A 16,794-nucleotide genomic window follows, 5' to 3' on the forward strand; every position below is an offset into this window, starting at 1 on the left:
CGGCAGACTGCGTGGGGGTCGGCCCAAGTATAGAGGGTCGGGGAGGGCTGCCGCTGTGCGGCGCCGAACGCCTGCCGGGATGAAGGCAGGCCAACGTTCACGGGAAGGAATCGATGGAGCGAACGATGATGGTGAGGTCTGTGCTGGCAACCGCGCTGGCGATGGCGCTGACGGCCTGTGGTGGAGGCGGCGGAGGCGGCAGCAACGTGCGCGTCGACCCGCCCCCGACCACGCCGACCCCTCCAACCACGCCTCCGCCGACGACACCACCGCCGGCCAAGCCGCAGGAGCCGGCCTTTGACGCGCATCTTTCAGTCACCAACGCGCGTGCCGCACAGGCCGCCGGCCTGACCGGGCAGGGCGTGCGCATCGGCATCGTCGATTCGGGCGTGCAGCGCAACGCGGTGGCCTTGAATGGTCGCGTGCTGGCCAACTTCAATTACATCGATCCCGCCAGGAACAACCTGGCGGTTGATGACGTGGTCGGGCATGGCACCGCCGTGGCCAGCCTCGCCGCCGGCGCAGCAGTGGGGACCTGGCCGGGCGGTATCGCGCCAGGCGCCCAGATCGTCTCGGCAAGAATCATTTCCGACAAGCCGCCGACCGATGACGGCAGTGGCCAGGGCAATGCCTTCAGTGGGCCGCTGGGCGTGGCCCAGGTCCACCAGGACCTGATCAGCTACAACGTGAAGGTGATGAACAACTCGTGGGGCGGCCTGTACTGGACCGACCTGCCGACCACCGCGCAGGTAGCCGCCGAATACCGGCCGTTCGTGATCAACCACGGTGGCCTGGTGGTGTTCGCCGCCGGCAATGACGGCCGCAGCGAGCCGAGCAGCCTGGCCGCGCTGCCCAGCCAGAAGGGCGTGGCAGGCACGCTTCCGGCGGCCGATCTGGAGCGCGGCTGGCTGGTGGCCACGGCGGTGGACCCGTTTACGCCGGGCGCGCTGGCCAGCTATTCGAATGCCTGCGGCCAGGCGGCCCGCTACTGCCTGGCAGCGCCGGGCAGCGCGGTCTACCCGGATGCCAACGGTGGCAGCTACTACTGGAACTACGGCACCTCGTTCGCCGCGCCGCTGGTCTCCGGTGCGGCGGCGCTGGTCTGGCAGCGCTTCCCCTACTTCAACAACGATCTGGTGAGGCAGACCCTGCTGGGCACTGCCAAGGACATCGGTGCGCCCGGCGTGGATCCGGTGTTCGGCTATGGCCTGCTCGACATCGGTCGCGCGATCAACGGTCCCGGCCGCTTCGACTGGGGCGATGTGGTTGCCAACGTTGATGCCGGCTCGACCAACTCGATGTGGAGCAACGACATCACCGGCAGCGGTGGCCTGGTCAAGCAGGGCGGAGGCAAGCTGGTACTGGCCGGCAACAACAGCTATTCCGGCGCCACCCGCATCGAGCGCGGCATCCTGACGCTGCAGAACGGTGGCGTGATCCGTTCCAATGTGACGATCCTCGCCCAGCCCGACCCGGATTCCACCGGTCTGCAGTTCAACGGTGGCACGCCGCGGGTGATCGGCGATGTGGTCAACGGCGGCAGCGTGTTCCTCACCACCGGCAACACCACCGGCACCATCGAGGGCAACTACACCCAGCAGCCCGGCGCGCAGCTGATGATCGCGCTCGGTGCCAACGCACTTCAGGTCACCGGCAACGCAACGATCAATGGCGGTGTGCGTGTGCACGGCTTCGTCTCCGGCTATGTGCCGCAGAACGGAACGCGCCAGGACCTCATCCACGCCGCGGGTGGCCTGAACGGCACCTTCAGTACCCAAGCCACTTCTACCGGCCTGCAGGGGCTGACCCTGGTGGCACCCACGTATGGCTACGACAGCAACAACGCCTGGTTGAACGTGAACCAGGTCAGCGTCACCGCCGCAGCCAGTGGCCTGAGCGCCTCCGCACAAGCCGCAGCGCAGCGACTGGAAGGCGCATTCGCAGTGCTCGACGGCAACACCGGCCTGCAGGGATCGCCCTTCGGTGCGGCAGCCGGTGCGCTGCAGTGGGCCGGAGGCGGCCAGCAGGGCCTGGCCGACAGCCTGCAGAGCCTGTCCGGCCAGGCGCATGCCCGCGCCGAGGCCGCCACCTTCGACAGCATCGACATGTCGCGGCGTGCGATTGCCGAGCGCTTCGATCGTGTACAGGCCACCCCGCGCCTGCGCGGGAGCTGGCAGAGCGCGCTGGGTGAGGCGGGGCAGGGCAGCTTCGCCGGCAACGCCGCCGACAGCCGGGGCTGGATGGCCGGCCAGGATCTGCCTCTGGGCGGCAACGGCCTGATGGGCGTCGCCTTCGGCGAGACCCGCAGCAATGGAGGCAGCAGCTTCGGCGGTGATCGCGGGCGCGACCGCCAGGCGCAGGCACAGTTGTACGCTGGCTGGAGCCTGGGGCGTGGCTATGCGCTGGCCCAGTTCGGCAGTGGCCAGTTCACCCGCGCGCTGGATCGCCAGCTGCTGCTGGGTGCGGGCGCCTATGGTGTCTCGGCGCGTTACGGCGGGCGTTTCAGCAGCGCCAGCGTGGAAGGCGGATATCGCCTGGGCCGCGCAGGGGCTTCGGTGACGCCCTACCTCGGTGCCAGCACCACGCGTGTCGATACCGATGCGTTCAATGAGCTGGGCGGTTTCGGCTTCGGCCTGCGGGGTGATGCCACCCGCGCGCAGCGCAGCCAGATGCTGGCCGGCATCCGTGGCGAGCGGGGCTGGGGGCGTTGGAACCTGCGCGGACACGCCGAGTGGCAGCAGCGGCTGGACGGCGGTGACGCCGATTGGCAGGCCAGTTTTGTCGGCGTGGATGCCTGGGCGCCGCTGGCAGGCTGGAATGCGCCGCGCGGCAGTGCGCTGATCGGCGTCGCGCTGGAATCGTGGTGGGGCCGCAATGGCCGCTTGAGCCTGGGTTTCGACCAGCGTATCGGTGGCGAGGGCGCGCGGCAGGCTGCGTTGCGCTACAGCACCGGGTTCTGAGCAATCGGTCGCGCCGGGAAGGCTCCCGGCGCGACGTCTGCAGCCTCAGCCGCCGCGCAGGTTGCCCAGTCGCGGAGTGCTGCGGCCCAGCGGCATCTTCAGCTTGCCGATCGACAGGATGCGGCTTTCCGCAATGCGATCGGCGGCCCGCTGCGGCGCGATGTTCTCGCGCTGCGACAGTTCGAAGATGCGGGTGAGGTTGTGGTAGATGCTGCGGATCAGGCGCATCGCGCGTTCGCGGTTGTAGCCGTCGATCTCCAGCGACACGTTCATCACACCGCCGGCGTTGACGGCGTAGTCGGGGGCGTAGAGGATGCCGCGCGCATGCAGTTCGTCGCCGATCTCCAGGCTCGACAGCTGGTTGTTGGCAGTGCCGCAGATGATCTTGGCCTTGATCCGCGGCAGCGTGTCGGCGTTGATCGCGCCTTCCAGCGCACACGGTGCGAACACATCGGCGTTCACTTCGTGGATCTCGTCCGGCTTGACCGCCTCGGCGCCGAAATCGCTGACTGCACGATCAACCAGGGCACTGTCCAGGTCGGTGACATACAGCTTGGCACCGCGGTCACGCAGCAGTTTCACCAGTTCCATGCCGATGTGGCCCAGACCCTGCACCGCGATGCTGGTCTTGCCTACTTCCTCATGGCCGAACTTGAAGCGCATCGACGCCATCAGCGCCTGCAGTGCGCCGTAGGCCGTGAAAGGCGCCGGATCGCCGGAGCCACCATGGACCTGGTGCACGCCGGTCACGAACTGGCTCTCCAGGTAGATGTTCTCCATGTCGTTGACGTCGGTGCCAACGTCCTCGGCGGTGATGTAGCGGCCGCCCAGTGAATCGACGTAGCGGCCGAAGGCGCGGAACAGTACCTCGGTCTTGTCCGTCTTCGGGTCGCCGATGATCACCGCCTTGCCGCCGCCCACGTTGAGCCCGGCCAGCGCATTCTTGTAGGTCATCGTCCGGCTCAGCCGCAGCACATCGGCCAGCGCCTCGTCGGTGCTGGCGTAAGGGCGCATGCGCACGCCGCCCAAGGCGGGGCCCAGGGTGGTGTTGTGGATGGCGATGATCGCCTTCAGGCCGGCATCGTGGTTGTGGCAGAACACCACTTGTTCGTGGCCGGTGGTGGCGAGGGTTTCGAATAGCATGGCGTCTCCGATGGCGCGAACAGCGGCGAACTGCAGCGAACGGCCAGTGAACGGTAGGGTCCCAAAACAAAAAAAGCGACGTCGTCAGTGCAGGGGGACGGGTCGCGCGGCGCCATTCTAGTCCATTCCCCCGGTCGCTGCCGTCGACATCGCCGCCCTTCCGGTTAAAGAAGATGAAAGTGCGGCCGATGCTGCGACGACGGCGGGTGGCCGGATTCGCGTGAAGAGGCAGGGCGGTCAGTGACGGCAAGGGCACCACAACGACAGGGCAGGCGGCGATGACGCCGGCCTGGTGGCGATCGCTGCGCGGCTGGCTGGCGCGCTCGACCGGGGCGGCTCCGTTGCGCCTGGCGGCCGTATCGCGACAGGCGGTCGCTGCTGCCGCAGCCAGCCTTCAGGGCGAGGCGCTGCAGGCCGGTGAGATCGCCGCCCACCTGCAGCGCGGCCTGCATGCACTTGCCCTGTACCCACGGCTGGCTGGCGAGCCTGCCCCCGTGCAGGATCCGGCACTCGGCGAAGCGGTGGCGCGCGCGCTGCAGGACCGTGACTGGGCCGCCCGGCACCTGCCACGGCGCCCGCAACTGCTGCCGCAGCTGATCCAGACCGTCAACGACGATGCCGCCTCGGCACGGGTGATGGCGGCGATCATCGGCCAGGACCCGGTGCTGACCGGAAATCTGCTGCGCATCGCCAACAGCCCGGCCTACAAGGTGCATGAGCGGCCAGTGGAAAGCCTGCAGCGTGCGGTGACCCTGGTCGGTACCGAGGGCGTGCGCCAGATCATCAGCGCAGTGCTGGTGCAGCCGGTGATGCAGGTGCAGTGCGGCATGTTTCCGCAGTTCAGCACGATCATCTGGGAGCACGCACTGCTGGCTTCGCGTGCGGCCGCCGATCATGCGCGCACGGTCACCTTCGGTGATGCCTTCGCTGCGCAGTGGCTGGGCCTGGTGCAGGGGCTGGGGTCAGCGCTGGTGATGCGCCAGCTGCTGCAGGAAGCGCAGGCACGCGACGAAACCGTGGAGCCGGCGCTGGCCCTGCAACTGCTCCAGCAATGGTCGTTGCCGCTGGCACAACGCGTGGCTGCAGCCTGGGAGCTGCCCGAGCCCGTGCACCAGGCACTGGCGCCGGAGGCCGATGGCCCACTCGCCGACAGCCTGCGTCTGGCCAGCGCTGCGGCGGCAGCCAGCCTGCTGTGCCGGCATGGACATGCCAGCCAGAGCCGCATGCTGGCCCTGCTCGAACAGTTGCCTTCAGCGCCGCCGCATGCCCTGCGTTGGATCTGGCGGCGCCTGCATGGACGCAGCGTGGAAACACGTGATGAGGCCGGACAGGAAGAGGCGGGTCCAACGCCCTGAGCGCTACAGCTGCGATTCGACCGGCAGCCAGCTGATCACCCGCGACAACCAGCGTTTGCGCGCTGTTGCCCCCGGCTCCGCCTCCACCCAGTGCGGTGGCGGTTCGCGCTCCAGCCAGCGCAACCGGCGACGGTCATCCAGCGCCAGCCACCAGCTGTGCCTGGGATCAGCCAGGCGCAGGTACTCGTCCCGCAGCTGTGCGCCCAGCACCGGGTCGTCGAACAGCACGCCCATCTCGGTGTTCAGATAGGCCGAGCGCGGGTCGAGGTTGAACGAACCGACAAAACCGCGGCGGTCATCGACCAGGAACGCCTTGGTATGCAGGCTGGCGCCGCTGCTGCCGAACACGCCGGCATCGCCGGACTGCCCTTGTGCCTTCAGTTCGTAAAGGTGGACGCCGGCTTCGAGCAACGGCACGCGGTAGCCCATGTAGCCACCATGTACGGCGGCGACGTCATTGGCGGCCAGTGAGTTGGTGACCACGCCGACCTGCACGCCCCGCCCGGACATGGCCGAAAAGCCATCCAGGCCCTCCTTGCCGGGAACGAAGTAGGGCGAGATCAACAGGGCCTTGTGCCTGGCGGCCTGCAGCTCGCTGATCAGGGTCGACACCAGCCAGGCAGCGCGATCGTCCTTGCGGTGCTTCATCGGCGGGTCGGACACGATGCGCACTGCACCGCTCCAGCGCAGCGGCTCGGGGCTCGGGCGCTGCCGCTTGCGCGATTCGGCCACGCGCGCCAGGTACGGCCGGGCCACGTCCCGCTGCGCCTCATGGTCCGATTCGCGCACCAGCAGGCGCAGTTGTGCGTCGGTATGGAAGGCAAGCGCGGATACCGGAATGGCGGTTTCGCTGTTCCAGTAGTCGTCGAAGATGCGGTTGGCCTGCTCCACGGCGGGGCCGGCGACCAGCAGGTCCAGATCCTGGAAGTTCACATCGGTGCGCGCGCTGAAATACTCCTCGCCGATGTTGCGGCCACCGACGATCGCGACGCGGCCATCGGCGATCCAGCTCTTGTTGTGCATGCGGTGGTTCACGCTGAAGAAGCGCTGCACCATCTCCACCATGCGCAGGATGCCGGTCCGGTTGCGGAACGGGTTGTACAGGCGGATCTCGATGTTCGGATGCGCATCGAGCGCCATCATCAGCGCGTCCTTGTCCTTGGCATTCATGTCATCAAGCAGGATGCGCACGCGCACGCCGCGCTCGGCGGCGTCATACAGCGCCTTGGCCATCAGGTGGCCGATCAGGTCGTCGTGCCAGATGTAGTACTGCAGGTCCAGGCTGCGGCCTGCGTGCGTGGTGATCATCGCGCGTGCGGCGAAGGCATCCATGCCATCACTGAGGAAGGCCACGCCGGACTGGCCGGGATGGGCCTCCTGCAATGGCACGATCTGCTGGTCGATGCGGGTCTGCGCCGGCTGCAGTGGCAGCACATGCGAAGGCGTGCCCCGTGCCTGCGGCGTGAGGTGGTCGGCCAGCAGCAGGCCGGACAGCACCAGCAGCACCAGCGCAGCGAGAATGATTGCAGCGATGCGCAGCAGGCGTCGCCACAGCGGCTTGGGCAGGCTCATGCCCCGATGGTAGAGCCACGCCATGCGTGAAGGAATGCCTGCAGGATCGACAGGGGGTCAGAGCCCTTGCCTTCGGCACGGGATCCCACCCCGAGGGGGCGTCACCGATGGGGGCGGATCCCATTCCACAGGAAAGGGCTCTGACCCGCACACCTCAGAACCGCTCGTCGCTGCCCAGGTAGCGCCACTGCCCCGGCGGCAGCGGCCCCAGCGCCACGCGTCCGATACGCAGGCGGCGCACCCCGGTCACCTGCAGCCCGGCGGCTGTCACCGCTGCACGCAGGCCCTTGGCGGTAAGCCCCTTGCCGGCAAAGCGCAGGCGTTGTTCGCTCTGCCAGCTGACCTTGCCGCCGCCGGCCTCCTGCTGCAGACGCGCCATCAGCCATGGCCCACGCTCCGGGCCGCCTTCGGCCACTTCGATCAGGTATTCCTGCTCGGTGCGGCCCAGATTGCGCTGCAGATGGGCCAGCGCGGCCGGATCCTGGCTGACCACCACCAGGCCGCTGTCGCTGGCCGGAAGCGAGGCGGCCAGCTGCAGGCCATGGAAGTGACGCTGCAGCGGACGGATGTCGCTGGCATCGAGTTCGCTGCGGCTGTCACTGCTGACCAGCGCACACAGGGTCTCAGCGGCAACGCCGGCCGGCTTGTTCAACAGCATGCTGACCCGCTCGGCCTTTTCATCGCTGGCCTGCGCGGCTACGACGATCACCGCGCTGTCATCGACCGGGCGCTGCGGCTGCTCCACCACGTCGCCGTTGACCGTGACCCAGCCGCCTTCGATGTAGCGTCGCGCTTCGCCGCGCGGGATGCCGAGCAGGGCGGACAGGCGTTTGTCGAGACGGATCGGTTCCATGGCGGCAAGGTCGGGCAGGGGGCGCGCAGTGTAGCTGCTGCGGCCGGTCAGCGCTGGCCGCGGTTGGCCAGCTCGGTCAGGTACAGGCGGGTATCGAACTCCAGCTGCAGGTACTCCGGCTCCATGTGCTGGCACAGCTGGTAGAAGGCCTTGTTGTGGTCGACTTCCTTCAGGTGGGCCAACTCATGCACCACGATCATGCGCAGGAACGCTGCCGGTGCCTGGCGGAACACGGTGGCGATGCGGATCTCGCGGCTGGCCTTGAGGCGGCCGCCGTGCACGCGGGAAATGGCGGTATGAGTGCCCAGCGCGTGCTTGATCACTTCCAGCGTGTTGTCGTAGCAGACCTTGTTGAGCGGCACCGACTTGCGCAGGTAGCGGTCCTTCAGCTCCTGGGTGTAGTCGTACAGCTGGCGGTCGCTGCGCACTTCATGCGGGTCGGGGTAGCGCTGCTGCAGCCAGGGGCCGAGCTTGCCCTGCGCCAGCAGTTCGCTGACCTGGGCGACCAGGGGTTCGGGATAGCCGGTGAGGTACTTCAGGACTGCCATGCAGGGGCGGCGGGGCGTCGGTAGAATGGGGCATCCAAGATTACACGCGGTACGCACCGACCATGGCAAAGCCCAACGCGCTGCAGGAACAATTGCTCAAGGCCGGCCTGGCCAAGAAGTCGCAGGCCAGCGCCGCCGCGCGCGAGCAGGCCAAGGCCCGCCAGGGCAAGGCCGAATCGACCTCGGCCGAGGTCCAGCGCGAGGCTGAACGCGTCCGCGCCGAGAAGATCGAGCGCGACCGCGCGCTGGCCGCCGAGCGCAATGCGCAGGCCAGGCAGGCTGAACAGAAGGCGCAGGCGAAGCAGATCATCGCGGCCCATGCCGTGCCCCACAAGGGCGATGACGAGTACCGCTTCAGCGATGGCACGGCGATCCGCACCCTGCTGATCGACCCCAAGCTGCGCAAGGCGCTGTCGGTGGGCGTGCTGGTCATCGTTGCCCACGGCGACGGTTACGCGCTGCTGCCACGTGCTGCTGCCGAGAAGGTGCGTGAGCGCGCCCCGGAAGCGATCATCGTCGACCACGGCCAGCCGGGCTCGACCGCGGAGATCTCCACCGGCAACGCCGAGGACGACGCCTACTACGCCCAGTTCCAGGTGCCGGACGACCTGGTCTGGTAAGCGAAAAGGGGACGGAGGGGATTAAGTCGCGATCGACCTGATTGAAGCCCTCCACGTTCTGCTCAGATTGCTGAAGATCAGCCGGGCATGGCTCGGCTCAACACAGGTCTGCTCCTTTGTGCGCGGGTGTATCGTCCCCATATCAGGCGACACACCTGCGGAGGATGGCCATGGCTACCGGTTGGGCGGGAGACGGCGCGGTCCAGGACCAGATCGACGCCACCGTCGACGATGCGATCGCCCGCGCGCGGCGCCAGCTGCGGCAGGGCCCGGGTCTGGACCACTGTGAGGAATGCGACGCGCCGATCCCGTTGGCGCGGCGCCAGGCTGTGCCTGGTGTTCGACTGTGCGTGGCGTGCCAGCAGGCGCATGACGACGAAGAACAGGCGCATGCCGGCTACAACCGGCGTGGCAGCAAGGACAGCCAGCTGAGGTAAGGGGTGTTTTATTGCAGGGCTGCGCCCTGCACCTGCAGAAGCAACGTCAACATCAAAGGCTGGCATTCCGTGGGTTGGCAGGGCGGTGTCGGAGTGCGGGGACGCCGTGAACCCGTCCATGGGGGCTTGGCCGCGGCATCCATGCCGCGGACACCCCGCACTCCGACACCGCCCCGCCTCTGACAGATTTCCGCGATCTGTTGGAACCCGCTGCTGATGCCGACCGTTGGTCGGCACGGGGTCGGATTCAATTTTGACTATCGATATCTGACAGATGTGCCGACCAACGGTCGGCACCCACCAACAGTGCGCGGAATCTGTCAGAGGTGGGGCGGTGTGGGTGGGCAGGACCGTTGGCGCCATGGATGGCGCCATCGAGCCCCCATGGACGGGTTTACGGCGTGTCCTGACCACCCACACCGCCCCGCCATCCCACGGAATGCCGCTCTTGATCTTGCTTCGGCTTCGGCCTCTGCAGGTGCAGGGCGCAGCCCTGCAAAGGAAGCCCCCCTCAGCCGTCGCCCTGGATGCCGCCGGGGGCCTGCGCCGGGTCGCGCCAGCGCCGCACCGTGCGCTGGAAGAACAGGTTGTTCGGCAGCTGCAGCACCGTCCCCTCGTGGCCGTCGCCGGTCTCCTGCAGCGTGGTGTAGATCAGGTTCACGTCGATCACCCGCCCCTTCAGGCCCGGTTTCTCGCCGTTCTCCAGCACCTCGATGTAGTCATGCAGGCGGAACGGGCGCGTGGTGAAGATCAGCAGCGTGCAGAAGATGTTGGAGAGCACGCTCCAGGCCGCGAAGAAGGCCACCGCGCCCACCGCCGCGAAGCCGGTGAACGCGGTCCACAATACCGACGGCGATGCGCCGAGCAGGCTGAGGATGTACAGCACTGCGCTGAAATAGACCACGAAACTGGTGATCCGGCGCGCGCCCATCACCATTTCCGGTGGCAGCGTGTAGTGCTCGGCGAAGCGGCGGATCAAGCGCCGTGCCAGCACCCGCAGCAGCCACGCGGCCAGCAGGGTGAGCAGGATCTTCACGGCGATACCCGCGTCGTGGAGCCAAGGGTAGGTCCAGGCCGGCAGGTGATCCTTCAGCGACAACATCATGGGGGCGACGACGGGTGGCAATAACGGCCCTCGATGTTACCCGGCGCGTGCGGGGGATTCGACCGCCGGGGTCCAGGCCAGGCAGACCAGCTCCTGGCGGTGCTGCTGCAGGCAGGCGCGGCCGTTGTCGGGGCGCAGCTGCAGTGACAGGCCCAGCGCCTGCAGCAGGACGCAGGCAGCGATCACCAGCAGGGCGGCGCAGGAAGGGCTGGACATGGCAGGACTCCCGGACGGCAGATTCGCGAAGGACCTTCCATGGATGCAGCAGCCGTCGAAAAGGTTGCATGGCATCGGCCGTCGATCGGCTCTAAACCTTTTCCCGGGTCGCCGCATCCAAGCGATATGCTCGACACCACCATGCCCGCGCTGCCTGCCGCCAACGACGCCGTCGACGAACCCGCCCTGGTGCGGGCGGCGGCCGCCGGCGACACCGCTGCCTACGAACTGCTGTACCGGCGTCACGCGCCGCGTGTATTCGCTGTCCTGTGGCGGTTGTGTGGCGGCCAGCAGGCACGTGCCGAGGATGCGTTGCAGGAGGCCTTCCTGCAGGCCTGGAAAGCCCTGCCAGGGTTCCGTTTCGAGAGCAGCCTGTCCACCTGGCTGCATCGGCTGGGGGTCAACGCCGCACTGATGGAACTGCGCGGTCGCGCCGCAGGGCAGGATCACGACAGCCTGGAGGATGTCGATGGCGGCCTGCAGGAACTGGCGGTGCATGACCGTTGCGCGGGTACCGAGCGTGACCTGGAGCGCGCATTGTCGACACTGCCACCACGGGCGCGTGCGGTACTGGTGCTGCACGATATCGAAGGCTGGAAACACCAGGAAATCGCCGAGCAGCTGCAGATGGCAGTCGGCAGTTCCAAGGCACAGCTGCATCGTGCGCGCGGCCTGTTGCGCGCACGGCTGGGAGACATGACATGAGTACACACGAACACGATTCCGATCACGACCTGCTGGCCCGGCTGCGCGCGCTGCCGAACGAGCGCGATGTACCCGCCGATGGCTGGGCACGCCTGTCCGCCCGGCTGCCGCCGCGTGAATCGCAGGCAGCACCCGCGCCAACGGACAACGTGGTGGTCCTGCCGGTGCGTTCGCGGCGCCGCTGGTGGTTGCCGGCCGGCGCTGCCCTGGCTGCCAGCCTGGCACTGTATGCGGTGGCGCCGTGGCGGCATGCGCAGCCGGATATGCCGGCGCCGTCCGCCCTGCAGCTGCAGGCCGCGGCGATGACCGAGCAGTACCAGCAGGCCGTGGCCGCGCTGCCCGATGGACGGGCGCCGGAATGGCAGCCGGCCCTGCATGAATTGGATGAAAGCGCGGCGCAGATCCGTGCCGCCCTGGCGCAGGACCCGCGTGCGCCGCACCTGCTTGGCCAGCTCAAGCGCACCTATGCGCTGCGGCTGGAACTGACCCGGCAGGCGGCCTATGCCGCCGAGTCCGGCTTGACGACCTGAGGAGACCCCCATGACCCGAACCCTGATTTCCTGCTGTGTCGCGCTGCTGCTGACCCCTGCCGTGGCACTGGCCGACACCCGCATCGACGAGCGCCACACCTTGGCTGCGGGCGGTCGCATCGAGCTGAGCAACGTGGCCGGCAAGGTGACCGTGCGTGGCTGGGACCGCAATGACGTGCAGCTCACCGGCACGCTCAGCGACGGCCTGCAGTTGCGCCAGGAAAAAAGCGCCAACCGTGTGCGCTGGGAGATCGAATATCCGCGCCGCAGCAACAGCGGTGGTGCAACGCTGGTGCTGAACGTGCCGCGATCGGTGGAGCTGCTGCTGAGCACGGTCAGCGCCAGCCAGGACATCAGTGGTATCGATGTGCGACGGCTGCAGGCCGACACGGTCAGCGGCAGCCTGAGCGCGGCTGGCCGCAGTGGCGACAGCAAGCTCAACACGGTCAGTGGCAGCGTCAGCGCACGCCTGCAGACGCCGAAGCTGGATGTGAACACCGTCAGTGGCCGCATCGAGGCCGGCGGCGGCGTGTCCGGTGATATCGGTGCGCAGACGGTGTCCGGACGGGTCGAGGTCGACGCCGGGCGCGTGCAGCGACTGGCGGTGGAAACCGTTTCGGGCAGCATCGATCTGGCAGCGGCCGGGTTGGCGCCCGGCGGCCGCATCAATGTCGAATCGGTCAGTGCCTCGGTCACGCTGAGCCTGCCACGCACGGTGTCGGCACAGCTGTCGGTGAACAGCTTCAGCGGCTCGATCAACAGCGACGCCGGTCAGGTGGAGCGGCCGCGCTACGGGCCGGGCAGCCATCTCGATACGCGTCTGGGGGGCGGCGATGGAGACATCCGCATCCAGTCGCATTCGGGCAGTGTGCGGGTACGCCTGGATCGCTGAGCACGGTCCGGCAGGCCGCGGCGGCAGCGCCGCCGCGGTCGGTACTGGGTCAGCTGGCTTTCTTCAGCGCCCAGGTGGTGCCGAGGACTTCGATCTTGCCACCGGCCTTGCGGAACGCTGCCAGGTCCGAAGCGATCGAATCGCTGCTGACCACGGTGCTGGCGGCCGCGCCCTTGCGTTCGCTGCGGATGCTGTTGCTGGCCTTCGCGGGGGTCTTTGCCTTGCGGGGCATGGTTGCTCCTGTCAGGTGGAAGGGGAGGAGAGCGCCCAGGCGTCGGCCTGGCGCAGGTAGTCCTGCCGCTCGCGGCGGCAGTCATCGCCGCCCATCGAAAACTGGCGGCAGATCGCCGGGCGCTGCGAATAGATCGTGCAGCGCAGGTGATAGGGATCGATCGCCGCGCACCAGCCTTCCTCGTTGCGCGCCATCACGGCACGGCCGTGGGTGTCGCGTGACAGGAACTGGCCAGGCACGTGGTCGCCGGGCTGCAGCAGCACGGGCAGACGACAACAGACCGCGTCACAACGGCGGCAGTCGATGGGTGCAGGTGCTGCGTCAGGTTGTAAGGCCACAGGGGCCTGGCGGGTGCCCAAAGCGGGTCTCGATGGCGGCTCAGGTGCTGCGCGGACCATGAACGAGCCAGGAAGGCATGGCCGCTAGGCCCGCAGGGCGGGCCAGGCTGCACCGTGGACACACACCGGCGTGGCCGGTGGAAGGTGCAGCAGGGTTCTAGCCGACCAAGAGTAACTTAGACCGCGTAACGTTTTGTTAATCCTGGCTGGCTGCCGCCAACGCCAGGCCCTGGACCACGCCCAGCGAGGGCTCGCCGTGGACCATGCGGGCCCCCGGAAAGGCCTCGGCCACGGCCTGGCGCAGGTAGCCGGCACGGGACATGCCGCCGGTCAGGAACACCGCATCCGGGTCGCCCCCGATGTCGCTGCGGACCTGGGCCAGCAGTTCCCGGATCTGCTCCAGGTAGCCGTGGGCGGCGGCGGCCAGGCCATCGGCGCTGCTGTCGGCATGCAGGTCGCGGGCGATGTAGTCCAGCGTGCTGCGGTGCTCGCTGGCGGCGCTGAGGGCGATCTTGGCGCGTTCGACATCGCGGTACAGGCGGGCGGTATTGCCGGTGTCCTGCAGGGCCTGCAGGCGCCCGCCCCACGGCTCGTCGATGTGATCGTATTTGTGCTGGCGGAAGTCGCGCTGGCGCGTCATGTCCTGCACGGTGGCTGCTTCCACATAGTGGTGGGCGGGCACGCGGGTGATGCCGCGGCCGAACAGCGGCATGTAGCTGGACAGGCTCAGCGCCAGATCAATGTCGGTACCGCCGCGGGCGATACCCCACGCGCGGTGGATACGCGGGGCGTCGTCGCCACCGACTTCGGCATGCGCGATATCGGTGGTGCCGCCGCCGATGTCGACGATCACCGCCTGGTGCCGCTCGCGGCTTTCGGCGTGGTAGTGCATGGCCGCCGCGGCGGGTTCTTCGAGGAAGTCGATCTGGTCGAAGCCGGCCTGGGTGGCGGCCTCGCGCAGGATATCCAGTGCCTGGTCATTGCCGGCCGCGCCGATCGAGCTGCGGAACTGCACCGGGCGGCCGAGCAGAGCGGCACGCAGCGGCTGGCCAAGCTGGGCGCTGGCGGTCAGGCGGATGTGTTCGAGGATGTGCGCGGCGATGCCGGTGATGGTCTGCTTCGCGCGTGGGTGCAGGTTGTAGCCCAGCATCGACTTCGGGCTCTGCACCAGGTTGCCTTCGTGTTCCTCGAAATAGGCTTCCAGCGCGTCGTCGCCGTAGACCGCGTTCTGCAGCAGGTCGCTGGCGCTGCGTTCCTTGCCGGCGCGGGCCTCCATCCATTCACGGCGCAGGGCGCGCAGGGCTTCACGGCGCAGCGCCTGCGGGGTGCGTTCCTGGCCGGCGGCACGGGCTGCACGCGCGGCGCTATCGATCATCTGCTGCAGCTGGTGTTCCTGGCCGTCGTCGAGCTGGAAGTCGTCCGGGTCGGGCACCACGCCGGGGAAGTACACGCTGGTGCGGAACTGTTCGGCGTCACCGAAACGGATCGGCAGCAGTTTCCCCTCATGCACGATGGCGGCGGCGGAGTTGCTGGTACCGAAGTCGATGCCGAGGCGCATGGGGAGTTCCGGGGGCGGTCAGGGGCCGCGCACTCTGCTGCAGTTCGTCGCCGACTGCAAGTTCCAGCGTCACGGCTGCTCCAGCCGCGGTCATGGCGGCGGCCGGGCACCTGCCAGGGAGCCGGGGCCCCGGACCGGGCGGTTACAATGGCGGCTGTTGATTCACTTTGAGGTACTTGCCGATGTCGTCTGTTCCCGCCTGCCCGCAGTGCACCCTGGAAAACACCTATGCCGATGGCGCGCTGTGGATCTGCGCCGATTGCGGTTTCGAATGGACCGCCGAGGAAAGTGCCGGTTCGACCCTGGTCGTGCGTGACAGCAACGGCAATACCCTGCAGGCCGGCGACACCGTCACCGTGATCAAGGACCTGAAGGTGAAGGGGTCTTCGATCCCGCTGAAGCAGGGCACCGTGATCCGCAACATCCGCCTGGTCGAAGATGATGCCGAGCACATCGAAGGCAACTCGGACAAGATCAAGGGCCTGGTCCTGAAGACCTGCTTCCTCAAGAAGGCCTGATCGGTCTCAGCGCCTGGCCTGCTGCTGCGCGCGCCAGCGGGCCAGGCTGTCGAGCTTGGCCTGGTAGCGTGCCTGCTCCGTTGCACCACCCAGAAGCTGCGCGCGGGTCAGTTCACGGTCGGCGCGTTCAAGCTGCCCGGACACGAAATACACGCGCGCCAGCCCGAAGTGGAACTGGTGCGCGGTGTCATACAGGCGCACGGCCTGCCGGTAATAGCGGATGGCTTCGGCCAGCTTTCCGGCCTGCTCGGCCTGCGTGCCCAGCATGTACTGCGCAAACGGGTCCTCACGCTGCACCGACTTCAAGCGTCGCTCCAGGGCCTTGGCCTGCGCATCCAGCCCAAGCTGCCGATACAGCGCGCTGGCATTGGTCAGCGCCGCATCCTGGCGACCGTCCAGGCGCAGGGCGCGGTCCAGTGCCTGCCGCGCCGCATCGGTGTTGCCCTCACGGTTGTCGAGCACACCCAGGTTGTTCCAGACCGAGGGGAATGCGCGATCCTGCACGACCGAGGCATCGAAGAACGCGCGGGCGCCGACGAGGTCTCCTTCGGCCATGCGTTCGGCACCTCGATTGTTGTAGAAATGGGCCAGTGCACGCGCGCGGCTGACCGGCTGCGGGCCGTGGCGGTCGTAGAGTACGTTGCGATCGAGGTCGACCGTGGCGTAACGCCCCGCGATCTCCACGCCCGCGTTGACGTGGCCCACACTGTAGACCACGCCGGCGTCCTGGTCCTGGTACCAGGACACGACCTGGCCGACTTCCTGAACGCGGGCCTGGATGCCAGCCTCGCGCGCCAGTGCCACGAACATCAGCGTAAAGGCGAGGCAGTTGGCGCGGCGCTGCTGCCAGACTTCGTCCACGGTGTAGGTCGCGTTCGCGTCGTACTGCAGGTCCAGCCCCTGGCGGCCGAAGATCATTTCCACCAGTGCCTGCAGCCGCTGCTCGCGCGATGAACTGCGGTCGATCACCTGCGCCTGCAGCATCGCGCGCATTGCGGGAGGAATCGCGAAGACCTGTTCCGGTGAGGGGACCTCCACCGGGGTGACGCTTCCGATGGGCGGGAGTGCATCGGTGCGCGGGTGGTCCTGTGCGCAGAGCGGCGCGGCCATCAAAGCGGCCAGGACCACGACGAAGATGCGGGCGGCAGGGCGGTACATGACAGTTCCCGGCAGCGGCGGGCGCTCCCGCCTGCAGCGAGTGTAGACCCGGCG

General features: G+C 68.0%; 18 protein-coding genes. 8 read left to right on the forward strand and 10 right to left on the reverse strand.

The window, feature by feature from the left end:
* The first annotated feature begins 113 nt into the window (after positions 1-113).
* Entirely contained in the window at positions 114-2,960 is a 2,847-nt protein-coding gene (locus AC5P99_RS02395; RefSeq protein ID WP_099605967.1) for an autotransporter serine protease, read from the forward strand.
* 45 nt (positions 2,961-3,005) lie between these two features.
* On the opposite strand, the gene AC5P99_RS02400 is transcribed toward AC5P99_RS02395, so the two are convergent.
* Positions 3,006-4,103 carry a Glu/Leu/Phe/Val dehydrogenase dimerization domain-containing protein gene (locus tag AC5P99_RS02400; protein ID WP_005410578.1) on the reverse strand — a complete coding sequence of 366 codons (1,098 nt, stop codon included), beginning with the start codon at positions 4,101-4,103 and terminating at the stop codon, positions 3,006-3,008.
* A 278-nt stretch (positions 4,104-4,381) separates the two neighbouring features.
* On the opposite strand from AC5P99_RS02400, the gene AC5P99_RS02405 reads away from it, so the two are divergent.
* Positions 4,382-5,458 carry an HDOD domain-containing protein gene (locus tag AC5P99_RS02405; protein ID WP_005410577.1) on the forward strand — a complete coding sequence of 359 codons (1,077 nt, stop codon included), beginning with the start codon at positions 4,382-4,384 and terminating at the stop codon, positions 5,456-5,458.
* Positions 5,459-5,461: 3 nt separating this feature from the next.
* On the opposite strand, the gene AC5P99_RS02410 is transcribed toward AC5P99_RS02405, so the two are convergent.
* The 3 genes from AC5P99_RS02410 to AC5P99_RS02420 all read right to left on the reverse strand — a co-directional run bounded on the left by AC5P99_RS02410 (position 5,462) and on the right by AC5P99_RS02420 (position 8,431).
* Entirely contained in the window at positions 5,462-7,054 is a 1,593-nt protein-coding gene (locus AC5P99_RS02410; RefSeq protein WP_088436168.1) for a phospholipase D family protein, read from the reverse strand.
* Between the two features lie 130 nt (positions 7,055-7,184).
* Positions 7,185-7,883 (reverse strand): RNA pseudouridine synthase, encoded by a 699-nt coding sequence (locus AC5P99_RS02415; protein ID WP_049450998.1) that lies wholly within the window; start codon positions 7,881-7,883, stop codon positions 7,185-7,187.
* Positions 7,884-7,930: 47 nt separating this feature from the next.
* Complete coding sequence (locus AC5P99_RS02420; RefSeq protein WP_049451000.1) at positions 7,931-8,431, reverse strand: M48 metallopeptidase family protein; 501 nt, start codon at positions 8,429-8,431, stop codon at positions 7,931-7,933.
* Between the two features lie 62 nt (positions 8,432-8,493).
* Here AC5P99_RS02420 and AC5P99_RS02425 point away from each other — a divergent pair, with 62 nt between their 5' ends.
* The gene (locus AC5P99_RS02425; RefSeq protein ID WP_005414218.1) at positions 8,494-9,051 is read left to right on the forward strand and encodes a DUF2058 domain-containing protein; all 558 of its coding nucleotides are present in this window, start codon (positions 8,494-8,496) and stop codon (positions 9,049-9,051) included.
* 170 nt (positions 9,052-9,221) lie between these two features.
* Positions 9,222-9,488: a DksA/TraR family C4-type zinc finger protein gene (locus AC5P99_RS02430; protein ID WP_049451018.1), complete on the forward strand. Its 267-nt coding sequence runs from the start codon at positions 9,222-9,224 to the stop codon at positions 9,486-9,488.
* Between the two features lie 511 nt (positions 9,489-9,999).
* On the opposite strand, the gene AC5P99_RS02435 is transcribed toward AC5P99_RS02430, so the two are convergent.
* Both AC5P99_RS02435 and AC5P99_RS02440 read right to left on the reverse strand, forming a co-directional pair.
* Positions 10,000-10,593: a mechanosensitive ion channel family protein gene (locus AC5P99_RS02435; RefSeq protein WP_005410571.1), complete on the reverse strand. Its 594-nt coding sequence runs from the start codon at positions 10,591-10,593 to the stop codon at positions 10,000-10,002.
* Between the two features lie 36 nt (positions 10,594-10,629).
* Positions 10,630-10,809, reverse strand: a complete 180-nt coding sequence (locus AC5P99_RS02440; protein WP_005410570.1) for a hypothetical protein — start codon at positions 10,807-10,809, stop codon at positions 10,630-10,632.
* A 126-nt stretch (positions 10,810-10,935) separates the two neighbouring features.
* On the opposite strand from AC5P99_RS02440, the gene AC5P99_RS02445 reads away from it, so the two are divergent.
* The 3 genes from AC5P99_RS02445 to AC5P99_RS02455 are packed head-to-tail and all read left to right on the forward strand — an operon-like array spanning position 10,936 to position 12,936.
* Entirely contained in the window at positions 10,936-11,514 is a 579-nt protein-coding gene (locus AC5P99_RS02445) for an RNA polymerase sigma factor (protein ID WP_005414221.1), read from the forward strand.
* On the forward strand, positions 11,511-12,044 hold the full coding sequence (locus AC5P99_RS02450) for a hypothetical protein (protein WP_049451001.1): 534 nt from the start codon (positions 11,511-11,513) through the stop codon (positions 12,042-12,044). Before AC5P99_RS02445 ends, AC5P99_RS02450 begins: the two co-directional genes overlap by 4 nt.
* A 10-nt stretch (positions 12,045-12,054) precedes the next feature.
* A complete protein-coding gene (locus AC5P99_RS02455; protein ID WP_005410567.1) occupies positions 12,055-12,936 on the forward strand; it encodes a DUF4097 family beta strand repeat-containing protein in 882 nt (293 codons plus the stop codon).
* Positions 12,937-12,985: 49 nt separating this feature from the next.
* On the opposite strand, the gene AC5P99_RS02460 is transcribed toward AC5P99_RS02455, so the two are convergent.
* The 3 genes from AC5P99_RS02460 to AC5P99_RS02470 all read right to left on the reverse strand — a co-directional run bounded on the left by AC5P99_RS02460 (position 12,986) and on the right by AC5P99_RS02470 (position 15,064).
* Positions 12,986-13,168, reverse strand: coding sequence for a hypothetical protein (locus AC5P99_RS02460; RefSeq protein WP_005410566.1), 183 nt, complete (start codon positions 13,166-13,168; stop codon positions 12,986-12,988).
* Positions 13,169-13,179: 11 nt separating this feature from the next.
* Positions 13,180-13,473 carry a YkgJ family cysteine cluster protein gene (locus AC5P99_RS02465; protein WP_053462562.1) on the reverse strand — a complete coding sequence of 98 codons (294 nt, stop codon included), beginning with the start codon at positions 13,471-13,473 and terminating at the stop codon, positions 13,180-13,182.
* Positions 13,474-13,702: 229 nt separating this feature from the next.
* Entirely contained in the window at positions 13,703-15,064 is a 1,362-nt protein-coding gene (locus AC5P99_RS02470) for an Hsp70 family protein (protein WP_495212857.1), read from the reverse strand.
* Between the two features lie 182 nt (positions 15,065-15,246).
* Here AC5P99_RS02470 and AC5P99_RS02475 point away from each other — a divergent pair, with 182 nt between their 5' ends.
* The gene (locus AC5P99_RS02475) at positions 15,247-15,582 is read left to right on the forward strand and encodes a zinc ribbon domain-containing protein YjdM (RefSeq protein WP_005414225.1); all 336 of its coding nucleotides are present in this window, start codon (positions 15,247-15,249) and stop codon (positions 15,580-15,582) included.
* Between the two features lie 6 nt (positions 15,583-15,588).
* Here the strand turns inward: AC5P99_RS02475 and AC5P99_RS02480 are convergent, their stop codons facing one another.
* A complete protein-coding gene (locus AC5P99_RS02480; protein WP_088429613.1) occupies positions 15,589-16,740 on the reverse strand; it encodes a transglutaminase-like domain-containing protein in 1,152 nt (383 codons plus the stop codon).
* Positions 16,741-16,794: the final 54 nt, after the last annotated feature.

Source organism: Stenotrophomonas sp. YJH_SMC_80 (assembly GCF_059372495.1).